Here is a 14,891-nt window from a genome sequence, read left to right on the forward strand (position 1 = left end):
CAGTGAATTCACGTTCATTTAGAGAATACGTGCAAGGTCCTATTCAAATTGGAATGGGAATGGGAATTATTTCTCTCTTGGCACGTTGGGTAACAGGAACTACGATATTATCTTCGCCAGAATCAATGATTAAATATGGTGTATTTGGTGGAATCGGATATGCATTTTTAGGTGCGATTGCTTTATTTGTATTTAGTTTTATTGGGAAAAAGGTTCGACAGGAGTACCCAGATGGTTTAACAATTGGAGATTATTTGAAGAAGAAACTACATCCACTTGGTTATTGGATTATGATTTGTATTTTAATATTAACTAGTTTACACATATTATATATACAGTCGATGACTGCATCTACGTTATTTCATTTTCTTTTTAATTTACCGTTGTACATAGAAATAATCATTTTTATAAGCTTTTGTGTACTTTTTGCAGGTTTTGGTGGATTAAAGATGATACATGGATTAGCTGGTTTCCAAGTCATTACAATGTTTGCAGCGGCAATTTTAATTCCGTTGTATTTTTTCGTAAAGGAAGGCGTTCAACCTGTATATGATGGGATTAAATTATACCATCCATACATGCTAGTCATTGATCATTACGATTTATGGGGTTTTTTATTTTCAGGCTTATTAGTTGGATTTGGTCAGTTTTTCTTTGACATTACTTCATGGCACCGATTATTTATGATTGAATCGAAAAAACTTCCTTTAACATTCTCAATATCCGGGTTAATATGGTGTATTTTCCCTCTTTCATTTTCATGTCTTTTTATTATTGTTATATTTACAGGTGGATTTACAGATATTCAATCAATTTTAGTTGGTTTAGCAAATAAAATTACAACACCCTTCTTTTTTATACTTTTTGTATTATGTGCATTTAATGCGATTACATCAACATTTGGTGCGGTTTTACATTCGCTTGCTAGCTTAATCATCATCAATATAATAGAGCCATTTCACACGATAAAAAATGATCAAAAAAAAATAAAACTTTCTTATCTTCTATCCGTGATGATTGGGGCGATCATCTTTTTCGCTACTATTATTCAATCAAAAAAAATTATTGAACTATTATTTTACTCAGGAAATGTATATTCTGCATTGTTATTTCCAATTTTAGTTATTGTCTTTAGTAAGGGTAAAGTCGGTAATTACATTCCAATTAGTATTGTAATCAGTATCATACTTTCTTATATTGTTCAGCCGTATGTAGGTGAATTTCAAAGCATTTGGTTGAGTTTATTATTTTCTATTGTGATTATTATTTTAGGTTTTTCAATTCAATTTTTTAGTAAGAAAGAGTCTATAAATATGACATAAAAAAGAGCTAATCAGTTGACTTGATTAGCTCTTCACGCTGTTGAAAACAATCTTGTCAATTAAATGACCAAATTTTCGTAAAAGGANNCCATAGGAGTCGAGCATCCCTCCGTTCCAACAACTTATTTATCAAAAAAAGTCTGCAATAAAAACCTAATCAAATAACCTTTACTTAGAGTAAAATTACAATTGTTTAGGTCAATTATTATCAAACATTAATTCATAAACTAATCAATAGAAATTGTGTTAAAAATTAACTCATAATATTTTTAATCTCTGAAAAAAAACATCACTAGTGTTATTCGAATCATAAAATGCTAAAACATATTAACATTTAAAACCATTAATAGAACATCCAAAAAATGTTAATTTAATCATTAATAAATGTACTTAATGTACGTTTTTCCTAATGACCGTTTTATATTTCAACACTCTGAAGGTCTAATCAATTACTTGATCAGCTCTTTTCGATTTTGAAGTTATTTATCAGCTAAAAAGTAAGTAATAGTTCTAAATTTCACCCCTTTAAGAAACATCCTATTTTATTAGATTATATTTAATATTCACTTACATATTTTGAACGATTATTTTTCAGTTTTAAATTGCTTAAAAATGATTTATCATTTATTATTTGCCCATGAGATGAGTGATGAAAATAAATTTTGGAGGTTTACATTATGAAGGTTTTACTTTTTGGAGCAACTGGAATGGTTGGTCAAAGTGTATTAAGAGAATGCTTACAAGATCATTCTGTTAGCTCGATTTACTCAATTGGTCGTAGCATTACAGGAATTCAACATGAAAAATTCCATGAAATTAAACATTCTAATCTGCTTGATTTATCCCCAATTGAAAGTCAATTATCTGGATTTGATGCATGTTTTTTTTGTCTAGGTGTTTCATCATTTAGAATGACCGAGGAAGATTATCGTAAGATTACATATGACCTGACATTATCCATCGCACGTACATTATCAATATTGAATCCTCAAATGACATTCATTTATGTCACAGGATCAGGTACCGATAGTACTGAGAAAGGTCGTACAATGTGGGCTAGAGTGAAGGGAAAAACAGAAAATGACTTGTTAAAATTACCGTTTAAAGCTGCATACATGTTTCGACCAGGTGCAATTATTCCACATAAAGATATAAAATCTAAAACTAAACTATATCAATACGGCTATAACGTCACGAAACCTATTTATCCGATACTAAAAAAAGTCTTTCCAAACTCAATAACAACTTCAGAACAAATTGGCCGATCAATGATCCATATTGCAAAAGCTGGTTACCATAAGCCTTTGATTGAGGTTGAAGATATTAATAGGACAGGAGAAAAGAGTGATTAAAAGGTATAGGGAAAGATGCTTTCTTCTTTCCCCATTCCTCTTTCGTTTAAGTATTTAAATATGGAGCTCCTCTTCTTGTGTTGGCTGCTGAAGATGCGTCTTCATTTGTATCTAGATATGGGCTACCACCTTCGTCATAATTAATTTTATTAGAGTCGTTTTCGCTCGTGTCTAAGTATGAGTTGGTAGCAACGTGGATATGATTGTCATCCGTTTTTCTTGAATTATCTTTTGACATTATTATTTCACCTCTGTATTTATATTGTGTATAGATGTAACTTTAAATTACAGGTAGTTTGAGGGAATTAATTATATAGGTCTATTTCAAAGTTTTAATCTTTTTGAACTTCTTTTTTCTTTAAGGAAAAAAATGAAAAAATTCATTCTCTTGTTCTGGAGAAGCAAAACATTTATCGATTTTATCAATTAACAAAAATAAATAGCAAAAAAGGATAGATAATCCCAGATGAATTCTAGATTACCTATCCTTTTATTTATTTTATCCTTAATTAACAGCTACATCTTCTAATACTCGGACAAATTCACCTTTATTAACTGGATAACCAGCTTCAGCGATTTTAACTTTTACAATTTTACCGATCATGTCTTCTGTTCCTTCGAAGACGACTTTTAGATAATTGTCTGTGTAACCTATTAATAGTCCTTCTGCGCTATTTTCAGTATACTTTTCTTCCGGAATAACTTCTAGAACATCTCCATCAAACATTGATGCGTATTCTTTTGCAAGTTGATTTGATAATTCAATTAAACGGTGTACACGTTCATTTTTAATTTCTTCGTCAACTTGATCTTCCATACGTGCAGCTGGTGTACCTGTGCGTTTAGAGTATGGGAATACGTGTAATTCAGAGAATTTATTGTCACGAATGAAATTGTACGTTTCCATGAACTCTTCTTCAGTTTCACCTGGGAAACCTACGATTACATCAGATGTAATTGAACAGTTTGGTAATACTTCGCGTAATTTTTCAATTCTTTCAGCAAATTCAGCCATTGTATATTTACGACGCATACGTTTTAGGACAGTATCTGATCCCGATTGTAATGGTACGTGTAAGTGACGAACGACAATATTTGAGTGACGAAGAACTTCAATTACTTCATCTGTAATTTGACTAGCTTCAATTGAAGAAATACGAACACGTTTTAATCCTTCAACTGTTTCTAAATCTTTTAATAACATTGCTAAGTTGTAATCTTTCATGTCTTGACCGTATCCACCAGTGTGAATACCAGTTAAAACAATTTCCTTATATCCTGATTCAACTAATTGCGTAGCTTGTTTTACAACTTCTTTTGGATCACGAGAACGCATTAAACCACGTGCCCATGGAATAATACAGAACGTACAGAAGTTGTTACAACCTTCTTGAATTTTTAATGAAGCACGTGTACGATCAGTAAAAGCAGGTACATCTAACTCTTCATAAACTCGTGCTTTCATAATATTTCCTACGCCATTAATTGGTTGGCGTTCTACACGATATTGCTCGATATAATCTAGCATTTTAGTACGGTCCTGTGTACCAACAACGATATCCACCCCAGGAATTGCCATGATTTCGGCTGGAGATGTTTGTGCATAACATCCAGTTACACAAATTACTGCATCTGGATTTTTGCGCACGGCACGACGGATTACTTGTCTACTTTTTTTGTCACCTGTATTTGTAACTGTACAAGTATTAATTACATAAACATCAGCTTTTGTCTCGTATTCAGTACGTTCATAGCCTGCTGCTTTAAACAGTTGCCAAATTGCTTCTGTTTCGTAATGGTTAACTTTACAGCCTAATGTATGAAAAGCTACTTGTGGCATTTCTTCACCCCATTAATTCAAAATGAAAGGAGGCAGCAGCTAAAACATAAAATGGTGCTGTTTCTGTTCGTAGAATTCTTGGTCCAAGTCCACATAGCTTAGCACCTTTTTCTTCTAGCTGATTAACTTCTTTCTCTGACAAACCACCTTCTGGTCCGAAAACTACTAATAATCGTGAACCTTCCTTTAATGACTGGAATGTCTGAACAAGTCCTGCTGATTCTCCTGTTTTTGCACTTTCTTCATATGCAACAATACACGCATCATAATACTGTATTGAGTTAAGTAATTGTTGAAAAGTTGCTGGCTGTTCCACAGTTGGTACAATAAATCGATATGATTGTTCCGCCGCTTCTTTTGCAATTTTTTGCCATCTATCAACCTTTTTTCCAGCTTTTTTATCATCTAATTTAACAATTGATCTAGCTGCAGCAAAAGGTAAAAAACCAGAAGCACCAAGCTCCGTACCTTTTTGTATGATTAACTCTAGTTTATCACCTTTTGGTAGTCCACTAGCAATCGTAATTGATATTGGTAGTTCATTTGTATTCTCAACATATTCTACAACAGCTGCAGTTATTTGTTCACTAGAAATATTTGTAAGTGTACAACGAACAGTTGAAGAACCTGGAACTGTACAAATGATTTCTTGATCTAGCTTCATTCGCATTACATTTGCGATATGATGAGCATCATCACCAGTTATTGTAACTAGATCATTTTGGAGCTGCTTTTCTTCTATAAAATATCTTTGCATATTACATTCCTTGTTCTGGCTTTTTTGCAATAATTGCAACCCAGTCCTCTAAATGTAATACTTCCTTCACTTCAAAACCAACTCGTTTAAGCTCATTTTCGATGTCTTCTTGTTTAGCACCAATAATTCCTGAAGAAATAAATGTTCCACCTGGTTCTAAAACATTAAAAACATCATCTACGAAGCGAAGAATAATTTCAGCAAGTAAGTTCGCAACAACTACTTGGAACGGACCTTCAATACCCTGTAGTAAGTTACCTTGTCCAACTTTTATTACATCGTCAACTTTGTTTAATACAACGTTTTCTTTTGCACTTCGAACAGCTACATCGTCTAAGTCATAAGCTTCTATATTTGTAGAGCCAAGTTTAGCAGCTGCAATACTTAATACTCCTGAACCAGTACCTACATCGATTACACGGTCAGTTGATTTAACAATTTTCTCAAGTGCACGAATACACATAACGGTTGTAGGATGAGTACCAGTACCAAACGCCATTCCTGGATCTAATTCGATAATTAATTCGTCTGATGATTTGACTTCATACTCTTCCCAAGAAGGTACAATTGTAAATCGATCTGAGATTGAAATTGGATGATAATATTTTTTCCATGCAGTCGCCCAATCTTCTTCGTTTACTTCATGCACAGCAAATGTATTTTTTCCTAAATCAATATCATATGAAATTAAATTATTAATTGCTTCTTTTATACCGTCGATCGTATCGTTTAAAAAACTATTCACAGGAAGGTATGCTTTAACGATTACACCTTCCTCTGGATAATCTTTTGGGTTAAGTTGGTAGATTTCACCGTAAACCTGTGCTCGCTCCTTCGTCAAATCAAACACATCCTCTATGACAACACCACTTGCACCAGCTTCGTGTAAAATGTTAGAAATCGGTTCAACCGCATCCTGTGTAGTGTGAATACTTAATTCTGACCATTTCATAATCTACCAACTCCATTCATACTCTCTTCTTTACTTGGCAATACCCTCTAATCATAGTCAGAATTAGAGGGTGCCATTTAAATTACTTCTTCTATTTAGTGTTTCCACTTTTTACCTTAACTAACGTACTGAATTAATAACTTCCTTATTGTTCGCCAAAATTCTTAACTGCACGCTTTAACTTTGTAAAGAAAGAATCGTGTTTGTCGTCTTTTTGACCTTTGCCAATATTGTAAAACTCCTCAAGCAATTCTTTTTGACGGCTTGTTAGTTTTGTTGGTGTGATAACTTTTACGATTACGTGCTGATCACCTTGACCGTATCCACGCACATCTTTGATACCTTTACCTTTTAAACGCATTCTAGTACCAGTTTGTGTTCCAGCAGGAATTTTCGTTTTTACTTTACCATGCAATGTAGGAACTTCAACTTCATCACCTAATGCAGCTTGTGCAAATGTTAATGGAAGCTCGCAGTAAACGTCATTTCCGTCACGTTCAAAGAATTCATGCTCACGAACATGGAATGCGATATATAAATCTCCAGCAGGACCTCCATTTTTACCTGGTTCTCCTTGACCTGAAAGTCGAATTTGTTGTCCATCATCGATACCGGCTGGTACTTTAACCATGATTTTCTTACGAGTTTTTACTCGGCCAGCACCATGACAAGTATTACATTTATCTTTAATAATCTGACCAGTACCTTGACAGTGTGAACATGTCGTACGGTTTACAATACGTCCAAATGGAGTATTTTGTTCAACACTCATCTGTCCTGAGCCATGACAATGATTACAAGTTTCTTTTGATGTACCAGGTTTTGCGCCTGAACCACTACATGTATGACATGTTTCTTCAGTTGGAATTTCAATTTCTTTTTCCATTCCAAATGCTGCTTCTTCAAACTGGATCGTCATTGTATATTGCAAATCAGCTCCAGCTCTTGGTGCGTTCGGGTCACGACGACGTCCACCGCCACCACCAAAAAACTGACTGAAAATATCTTCAAATCCACCGAATCCGCCGCCGCCAAATCCGCCACCGCCGAAACCTTGGTTTGGATCTGTATGACCAAACTGATCATAATGAGCACGTTTTTGATCATCTGATAAATTTTCGTATGCTTCTTGCACCTCTTTAAACTTTTCAGGTGCATCAGGATCCTTATTAACGTCCGGATGATATGTTTTTGCTAATTTACGAAACGATTTTTTTATTTCATCTTGTGATGCACTTTTACTCACACCAAGCACATCATAATAATCACGTTTACTCATAGTGTTACAATCCGCTCCTTTCACATAAAGAATATTTTAACATATCCTGTGCATTTCTAAAAGAAAAAGAAAAAGTCAAAGCCAAGGCTACCCTGACTTTGACTTCCCTTTTTTAGATATATATATTGTCTAGTTCCAGGCGTTAGCCCCTCGAGGTCATAAGCCCAATAACGGTAAAAGTTAAAAACCAAACTTTTTCCGTTATTGTTCTTATGCTTGTCGGGGCTGACCAAACGCCTTCCACTTTTCGTTATTGTCTAGTTCCAGGCGTTACTGAGCAAACGCCTTCCACTTTTCGGTATTATTTATCTTCTTTAACTTCAGTAAACTCAGCGTCTACTACATCGTCTTGTTTCGCTCCGCCTTCAGCTCCACCTGCAGCTTGTTGTGCAGCAGCAGCTTGCTCATAAAGCTTCATTGATAAAGCTTGAACGATTTCAGAAAGAGCATCTTTCTTCGTACGGATATCATCTAAGTTACCAGCTTCTAAAGCTGCTTTTAATGCGTCTTTAGCTTCGTTAGCTTTAGTAACCTCTGCTTCTTCAACTTTTCCTTCAAGATCTTTTAAAGTTTTCTCTACTTGGAATACTAATTGATCAGCTTCGTTTTTAAGATCTACTTCTTCTTTACGTTTTGCATCAGCATCAGCATTTAATTCTGCTTCTTTTACCATGCGTTCTACTTCTTCATCACTTAAACCTGAAGAAGATTGAATTACGATGTTTTGTTCTTTTTGAGTACCTAGGTCTTTTGCACGTACTGTTACGATACCATTTTTGTCGATATCAAATGATACTTCAATTTGAGGAATTCCACGTGGTGCTGGTGGGATATCCGATAATTGGAAGCGACCTAATGTTTTATTGTCATTAGCCATTGGACGCTCACCTTGTAGTACATGAATGTCTACAGCAGGTTGATTGTCAGCAGCTGTTGAGAAAACTTGAGATTTACTTGTTGGGATTGTTGTATTACGTTCGATTAACTTTGTAAATACTCCACCCATTGTTTCGATACCTAATGATAATGGAGTTACGTCTAGTAATACTACGTCTTTTACATCACCAGTTAATACTCCACCTTGAATTGCAGCACCTAATGCTACTACTTCATCTGGGTTTACACCTTTATGTGGTTCTTTTCCTGTTTCTTTTTTGATTGCTTCTTGAACAGCAGGAATACGAGTTGAACCACCTACTAAAATTACTTTATCAATTTGACTAGCTGTTAAGCCAGAATCCTTCATTGCTTGACGAGTTGGGCCTAAAGTTCTTTCTACTAAGTTGTGAGAAAGCTCTTCGAATTTTGCACGAGTTAAGTTTAACTCTAAGTGTAATGGACCAGCTGCACCCATGCTAATGAATGGTAATGAAATTTGAGTTGAAGTAATACCTGATAAATCTTTTTTCGCTTTTTCAGCAGCATCTTTTAAACGTTGTAATGCCATTTTATCTTGGCTTAAATCAACACCGTTTTCTTTTTTGAATTCAGCTACTAAGTAATCAATGATAACTTGGTCGAAGTCATCTCCACCTAAACGGTTGTCACCAGCTGTAGCTTTAACTTCAAAAATTCCATCTCCTAATTCAAGGATTGAAACGTCGAATGTACCGCCACCTAAGTCATAAACTAAGATTGTTTGGTCTTCATCCATTTTATCTAAACCGTATGCTAATGCAGCCGCAGTTGGCTCATTGATGATACGTTCTACTTCTAAACCTGCGATTTTACCAGCATCTTTAGTTGCTTGACGCTCAGCATCATTGAAGTATGCAGGTACTGTAATAACTGCTTTCGTTACTGCTTCACCTAAATAAGCTTCAGCAGATGCCTTTAAGTTTTGAAGAATAATTGCAGAAATCTCTTGTGGAGAAAAATCTTTACCCTCAATGTTTTCTTTATGTGTAGTACCCATATGACGTTTAATAGACATGATTGTGTTAGGGTTTGTAATTGCTTGACGCTTTGCTACTTCCCCAACTTGACGCTCACCATTTTTGAACGCAACAACTGACGGAGTTGTACGTCCACCCTCTGGATTCGGAATTACTTTTGGTTCTCCACCTTCTAATACTGCGACACAAGAGTTAGTTGTACCTAAGTCAATACCAATAATTTTACTCATTGCATGTTCCTCCTAAAATTTACATAAGTTCTATTTTAGTTTTTTTAAAAAAATTTTTATATTTATGTTAGCGATTTAAATAGACGCTTAACTAATTACTCGTTTACTTTTACCATTGATGGACGAATTACTCTGTCCTTTAGCTTATAGCCTTTTTGGAATTCTTGTAAAACTTCATTAGATGGCTTAGAATCATCACTTTCTTGCATTACAGCTTGATGGACATTCGGATCGAATTGTTCACCAAGTGCTGGGATTTCTTCTACACCTTCTTTTTTCACAGCTTCAACAAGTAAACGGTAAACCATTTCCATACCTTGTTTTAAAGAAGCAGTTTGCTCGTCTGATGCTTCAACTTGTAGTGCACGTTCGAAATTATCTAGTACTGGTAATAAATCAGTTACTAAACTTTGAGCACGATAAGTCATTAAAGATTGTTGGTCTAAAAGTGCACGACGTTTATAATTTTCGAAATCAGCATGTAGACGTAAGTACTTATTTTCCTTCTCATCTACTTCAGCACGAAGTTTTTGAAGCTCTTCTTCAGCAGAATTCACATTGTCAGTTTTCTCTTCTGTATTTTCTTCTGTAAAGATTGAAGGCTCTTCAACAGTAGTTTCTTCATTCACTACTTCTTCATTTAAAAGTTCTTCCTGACGTTCTGTCATGTCACCTTCACCTCCTATTTTTTTATATGTAATCCATTGTTTCTTTTCACAATGGATTTATTCAACATCCTTAGATGAAAATAATAAATTCAATTGCCCTGTTATTAAATGCATTAATGAGATTACTCGAGAGTATTCCATTCGAGTAGGTCCTAATACTGCGATTGTACCAATTTGATCTTCACCTAATGAATAGGTTGCGCTAATGATACTTACATTTTCTAATCCAGACTTTTCATTTTCCTTACCAATTTTGACACTTAAACCCATCTGTTCAAAAGGAATAATACTTTTTAGTTCATCTTGCTTTTCAATCATGTTTAACAATACTTTCATTGTCTCAACATTATGAAATTCTGGTTGAGCTAAAATATTCGTTTTTCCACTTAAAATCAGCTTTTGTTCAATCGGTACGTCAATAGTGCCACCAATCATCTTAATAACACTTTCATAGTTCGAAATATGCGTACGTAAAATCATTGCAATTTCTTTATAAAGCTTGTCATTTATTTGATGAATTGGAACATTTACTAGTCGCTCATTTAATATATTTACCATTTTCTCAATATCACTCATAGACACACCAGGTGGTATAGTTACTGTTCGATTTTTAACAATACCTGTGTCTGTCACAATAATTGATACTGCTGTATTAGGTCCTATTGGAATAAGCTGAATATTTTTAAGCTTATTTTCAGTAACTTTTGGTCCCAGTGCAATTGTTGTGTAGTTTGTTAAATCAGATAGTATATCAGCTGAATTTTTCACAAGCTTTTCTATTTCAAAAATACGCTCGGCAAAAATACCTTTTATCGAACGAACATCATCTTCATTAACAATTTGTGGTGATAACAGATGGTCTACATAAAAACGATACCCTTTTTCAGAAGGGATTCGACCTGCAGAGCTATGAGGCTTTTCAATATAACCAAGTTCCTCTAAATCAGCCATCTCATTTCGTATCGTTGCTGAACTAAATGAAATACCTTCCTTTTTAGATAAACTCCTTGAACCAACAGGTTGTGCCATGCGAATAAAGTCATCGATAATAATTTGGAGTATCAATAACTGTCTTTCAGTCAACATGTTTATCACCTCTATTAGCACTCTTATCTAGTGAGTGCTAAATATATTATTAACTTAACAAATCCTTTATACGATGTCAAGAAGTTAAGGGCAGGAAAAAAGAAGTGCAGGATTCATGGATTAGGAAATAATAAATACATCAGAATGATCTATTGTCCCTTATGCTTTTAAAGTAAAAATGCCTGAAATACTTCGTTTCCTAGTAACTTCCCTTTGTGGGATAATCGAAGATATACTCCATTCATCTCGACTAATCCATCTCTCATTAGTTTTTCAATTACGTTCGGAAATACTTCATTAAAGTTAGAACCAAATTTCTCTTGGAACTTTCTTTCCGAAACTCCCTGCATTTTACGTAGCCCTAAAAACATTTCTTCTTCCATTTTTTCTTGCTTCGTTACCGTATGCTCATGAACAATTGGGACACCAGTATCATCTATCAACTGGAAATATTTCTTTAATGGTCCTGCGTTTGAATATCGAATTCCATTAATATAGCCATGTGCTCCTGCACCAAATCCAAAATACTCTTCATTATTCCAATAAACAAGATTATGTTTACTTTCTAAGCCATTTTTTTCAAAATTGCTGATTTCATATTGATGAAAGCCCTTTTTCTCTAAATAGTTCATTAAAAAGTCATACATAGCCGCTTCATCTTCTTCTGGGGCTGGTTTAAGCTTGCCCCTATTCATTTCTATGTAAAAAACCGTTTTTGGTTCAATAATTAATGAATATGCTGAGATATGCTGAATCGGTAACTTCATTGCTTTATCTAAAGAATCAACGAATTGTTCCATTGTTTGACCAGGTAATGCATACATTAAATCAAGATTAATATTATCAATTCCGACTTCTTTGGCGGTTTGAATTGCTTCTTCTATTTCATTTGGTGAATGTGTTCTTCCAATCTTTTTCAGTAAACCTTCATCAAATGTTTGCGCTCCAAAACTAATTCGATTCACTCCACCATCTTTTAAGATCTGAAGTTTCTCTTTTGAAATTTCATTTGGATTACTTTCAAAAGTCATTTCAATTTCTTTTTTCCCTTTAATGATATGTTTATTAATCATATCTACTAACGTTTGAGTTTGGGGCAAAGTTAATGCGGTTGGCGTACCTCCACCTACAAAAACTGTTTTCAAATCTATAATCGGATTTCTTTTTAAACTTTCAACAATCTCTTTCTCTAGATATTCTAAATACTGATCAACCGGCTGACGGTCCATCATAAATTTATTAAAATCGCAGTAGTAACAAATCTGCTGACAAAATGGTATATGAATATAAACGGAAGATGCCATACCTTCTCCTCTTTTCTATGTGAAAAGCCCCTGATCCAATACCAACTAAGGTGCAGATTCAGGGACTTTTGTTGATTTTAACTTTTATGATTGTATATTTTCTTATGATATTTGTCTAATTAATCGCTTTACTATTATTAATCATTATTTACATCTTACTTTTTATTAATAACAATTTAAGTAAAAAAATAATGAATCTAAAATGAAAAATGCCACCGTAAATAAATTACGGTGGCAACTTTAGATATTCATCAATTCTACAATTGATGAATTCCTTTTAATTATTAGTCATCCATACGTAAAACAGCCATGAATGCCTCTTGTGGAACCTCTACAGATCCAACGGCTTTCATTCGCTTTTTACCTTCTTTTTGCTTATCTAATAGCTTACGTTTACGAGAGATATCCCCACCGTAACATTTTGCTAATACGTTTTTACCCATTGACTTAATTGTTGAACGAGCAACGATTTTTTGTCCGATTGCCGCTTGAACTGGTACTTCGAACTGTTGTCTTGGAATAAGTTCTTTTAATTTTTCAACGATAATTTTTCCACGATCATAAGCAGCGTCTCTATGAACGATAAATGATAGAGCATCTACTTGTTCACCGTTTAATAAAATATCCATTTTCACAAGTTTAGAAACTTTGTAGCCAATTAATTCATAATCAAATGATGCATAACCTTTTGTGCTTGATTTTAATTGGTCAAAGAAATCATAAACAATTTCAGATAATGGAATTTCGTAAGTTAATGTTACACGGTTTGCATCTAAATATTGCATATCAATAAAGTTTCCACGTTTCTTTTGGCAAAGCTCCATGATTGCTCCAACAAAGTCATTTGGAACCATTATTTTTGCTTTAACGTAAGGCTCTTCTACTCGATCAATTGATTGAGGGTCTGGCATATGAGCAGGGTTATCAACAATAATCATCTCGTCTTTTGTTGTGTATACATTATAGATAACACTTGGTGCTGTTGTAATTAAATCAATTTTGAATTCACGTTCAATACGCTCTTGAATGATTTCCATGTGTAATAATCCTAAAAATCCACAACGGAAACCAAATCCTAAAGCTTGTGAAGTTTCTGCTTCAAATTGTAAAGCTGCATCATTTAATTGAAGCTTTTCAAGTGCATCACGTAAATCATTATATTTAGAAGTATCAATTGGATATAATCCACAGAATACCATAGGATTTAATTTACGATAACCTGGTAGTGGCTCAGTTGCTGGATTCTCAGCAAGGGTAATTGTATCCCCAACGCGAGTATCTCCAACATTCTTAATAGAAGCTGTTAAGAAACCTACGTCACCTACAGTTAATTCGTCTCGTTGTGTAGTACGAGGAGTAAATACGCCAGCTTCAACTACTTCGAATTCTTTACCTGTAGCCATCATTCTAATTTTTTGACCTACTTTTACAGTACCTTCTACGATACGAATATAAGCAACTACACCACGATATGGATCGAATAATGAATCAAAAATAAGTGCTTTTAAAGGCCCATCTGGATCACCTGTTGGTGCTGGTACTTTTTCTACGATTTGTTCTAGAATTTCTTCTATTCCGATTCCTGCTTTAGCAGAAGCTAATACCGCTTCAGAAGCATCTAGACCGATTACCTCTTCAACTTCTTGTCTTACACGTTCAGGCTCAGCACTTGGTAAGTCAATCTTATTAATAACTGGTAAGATTTCTAAATCATTGTCTAAAGCTAAATATACGTTGGCTAACGTTTGTGCTTCGATACCTTGTGCAGCATCAACTACAAGAATTGCGCCTTCACACGCTGCTAAACTACGTGAAACTTCATAAGTGAAGTCGACATGTCCAGGTGTATCGATTAAATGAAGAATATATTCTTCACCATTTTTAGCTTTATATTGTAACTGCACAGCATTTAATTTAATGGTAATTCCACGTTCACGCTCTAAATCCATTGAGTCTAATAGCTGAGACTTCATCTCACGCTGAGTTAATGCATTTGTTTTCTCAAGAATTCTATCTGCTAATGTAGATTTTCCATGGTCAATGTGTGCGATGATTGAAAAGTTTCTAATTCTCTTTTGTCTTTCTGATCTTGACTCTTTATTCATTTCATCACTCCTAAATTTCTCGACAGCATAGATAGTTTTGATTATATCAAAAAAATAGGGAAATATTCAATCTCTATTAGCAGTATATGTCGAATGAAGTT

General features: G+C 34.3%; 12 protein-coding genes. 2 read left to right on the plus strand and 10 right to left on the minus strand.

Features of this window, described 5'->3' with window-relative positions:
- Positions 1-2: 2 nt before the first annotated feature.
- Both ABEY15_RS20895 and ABEY15_RS20900 read left to right on the plus strand, forming a co-directional pair.
- Entirely contained in the window at positions 3-1,322 is a 1,320-nt protein-coding gene (locus tag ABEY15_RS20895) for a sodium:solute symporter family transporter (protein ID WP_429891996.1), read from the plus strand.
- A gap of 677 nt (positions 1,323-1,999) precedes the next feature.
- Positions 2,000-2,674 carry an epimerase gene (locus tag ABEY15_RS20900; protein ID WP_429891997.1) on the plus strand — a complete coding sequence of 225 codons (675 nt, stop codon included), beginning with the start codon at positions 2,000-2,002 and terminating at the stop codon, positions 2,672-2,674.
- Positions 2,675-2,720: 46 nt separating this feature from the next.
- On the opposite strand, the gene ABEY15_RS20905 is transcribed toward ABEY15_RS20900, so the two are convergent.
- From ABEY15_RS20905 to lepA, 10 genes are all read right to left on the minus strand, one after another.
- Positions 2,721-2,912, minus strand: coding sequence for a hypothetical protein (locus ABEY15_RS20905; RefSeq protein ID WP_429891998.1), 192 nt, complete (start codon positions 2,910-2,912; stop codon positions 2,721-2,723).
- A gap of 267 nt (positions 2,913-3,179) precedes the next feature.
- Complete coding sequence (gene mtaB, locus ABEY15_RS20910) at positions 3,180-4,514, minus strand: tRNA (N(6)-L-threonylcarbamoyladenosine(37)-C(2))-methylthiotransferase MtaB (RefSeq protein WP_429892000.1); 1,335 nt, start codon at positions 4,512-4,514, stop codon at positions 3,180-3,182.
- Positions 4,515-4,518: 4 nt separating this feature from the next.
- Positions 4,519-5,271 carry a 16S rRNA (uracil(1498)-N(3))-methyltransferase gene (locus tag ABEY15_RS20915; protein WP_429892001.1) on the minus strand — a complete coding sequence of 251 codons (753 nt, stop codon included), beginning with the start codon at positions 5,269-5,271 and terminating at the stop codon, positions 4,519-4,521.
- A 1-nt stretch (position 5,272) separates the two neighbouring features.
- Positions 5,273-6,223: a 50S ribosomal protein L11 methyltransferase gene (prmA, locus tag ABEY15_RS20920; protein WP_429892002.1), complete on the minus strand. Its 951-nt coding sequence runs from the start codon at positions 6,221-6,223 to the stop codon at positions 5,273-5,275.
- Positions 6,224-6,368: 145 nt separating this feature from the next.
- Positions 6,369-7,502 carry a molecular chaperone DnaJ gene (gene dnaJ / locus ABEY15_RS20925; protein WP_429892003.1) on the minus strand — a complete coding sequence of 378 codons (1,134 nt, stop codon included), beginning with the start codon at positions 7,500-7,502 and terminating at the stop codon, positions 6,369-6,371.
- 301 nt (positions 7,503-7,803) lie between these two features.
- The gene (dnaK, locus tag ABEY15_RS20930; protein WP_335408083.1) at positions 7,804-9,627 is read right to left on the minus strand and encodes a molecular chaperone DnaK; all 1,824 of its coding nucleotides are present in this window, start codon (positions 9,625-9,627) and stop codon (positions 7,804-7,806) included.
- 95 nt (positions 9,628-9,722) lie between these two features.
- Positions 9,723-10,295 (minus strand): nucleotide exchange factor GrpE, encoded by a 573-nt coding sequence (gene grpE, locus ABEY15_RS20935; RefSeq protein ID WP_429892004.1) that lies wholly within the window; start codon positions 10,293-10,295, stop codon positions 9,723-9,725.
- Positions 10,296-10,352: 57 nt separating this feature from the next.
- A complete protein-coding gene (gene hrcA, locus ABEY15_RS20940; protein ID WP_429892005.1) occupies positions 10,353-11,381 on the minus strand; it encodes a heat-inducible transcriptional repressor HrcA in 1,029 nt (342 codons plus the stop codon).
- A 167-nt stretch (positions 11,382-11,548) separates the two neighbouring features.
- Entirely contained in the window at positions 11,549-12,685 is a 1,137-nt protein-coding gene (gene hemW, locus ABEY15_RS20945) for a radical SAM family heme chaperone HemW (RefSeq protein ID WP_429892006.1), read from the minus strand.
- A gap of 284 nt (positions 12,686-12,969) precedes the next feature.
- A complete protein-coding gene (gene lepA / locus ABEY15_RS20950) occupies positions 12,970-14,790 on the minus strand; it encodes a translation elongation factor 4 (RefSeq protein WP_097978151.1) in 1,821 nt (606 codons plus the stop codon).
- Between the last annotated feature and the right edge of the window lie 101 nt (positions 14,791-14,891).

It is taken from the genome of Gottfriedia acidiceleris (genome assembly GCF_050457485.1).
GTDB classification, from domain to species: Bacteria; Bacillota; Bacilli; order Bacillales; family Bacillaceae_G; genus Gottfriedia; species Gottfriedia acidiceleris_D.

Excerpts from the sequence above, each read along its gene's own strand:
- dnaJ (WP_429892003.1), bottom strand. The coding sequence starts at position 7,502 with ATGAGTAAACGTGATTATTATGATGTGCTTGGTGTGAGTAAAAGTGCA.
- ABEY15_RS20900 (WP_429891997.1), top strand. The coding sequence starts at position 2,000 with ATGAAGGTTTTACTTTTTGGAGCAACTGGAATGGTTGGTCAAAGTGTA.
- grpE (WP_429892004.1), bottom strand. The coding sequence starts at position 10,295 with ATGACAGAACGTCAGGAAGAACTTTTAAATGAAGAAGTAGTGAATGAA.
- mtaB (WP_429892000.1), bottom strand. The coding sequence starts at position 4,514 with ATGCCACAAGTAGCTTTTCATACATTAGGCTGTAAAGTTAACCATTAC.
- dnaK (WP_335408083.1), bottom strand. The coding sequence starts at position 9,627 with ATGAGTAAAATTATTGGTATTGACTTAGGTACAACTAACTCTTGTGTC.
- ABEY15_RS20915 (WP_429892001.1), bottom strand. The coding sequence starts at position 5,271 with ATGCAAAGATATTTTATAGAAGAAAAGCAGCTCCAAAATGATCTAGTT.
- hrcA (WP_429892005.1), bottom strand. The coding sequence starts at position 11,381 with ATGTTGACTGAAAGACAGTTATTGATACTCCAAATTATTATCGATGAC.
- lepA (WP_097978151.1), bottom strand. The coding sequence starts at position 14,790 with ATGAATAAAGAGTCAAGATCAGAAAGACAAAAGAGAATTAGAAACTTT.
- hemW (WP_429892006.1), bottom strand. The coding sequence starts at position 12,685 with ATGGCATCTTCCGTTTATATTCATATACCATTTTGTCAGCAGATTTGT.
- ABEY15_RS20905 (WP_429891998.1), bottom strand. The coding sequence starts at position 2,912 with ATGTCAAAAGATAATTCAAGAAAAACGGATGACAATCATATCCACGTT.
- prmA (WP_429892002.1), bottom strand. The coding sequence starts at position 6,223 with ATGAAATGGTCAGAATTAAGTATTCACACTACACAGGATGCGGTTGAA.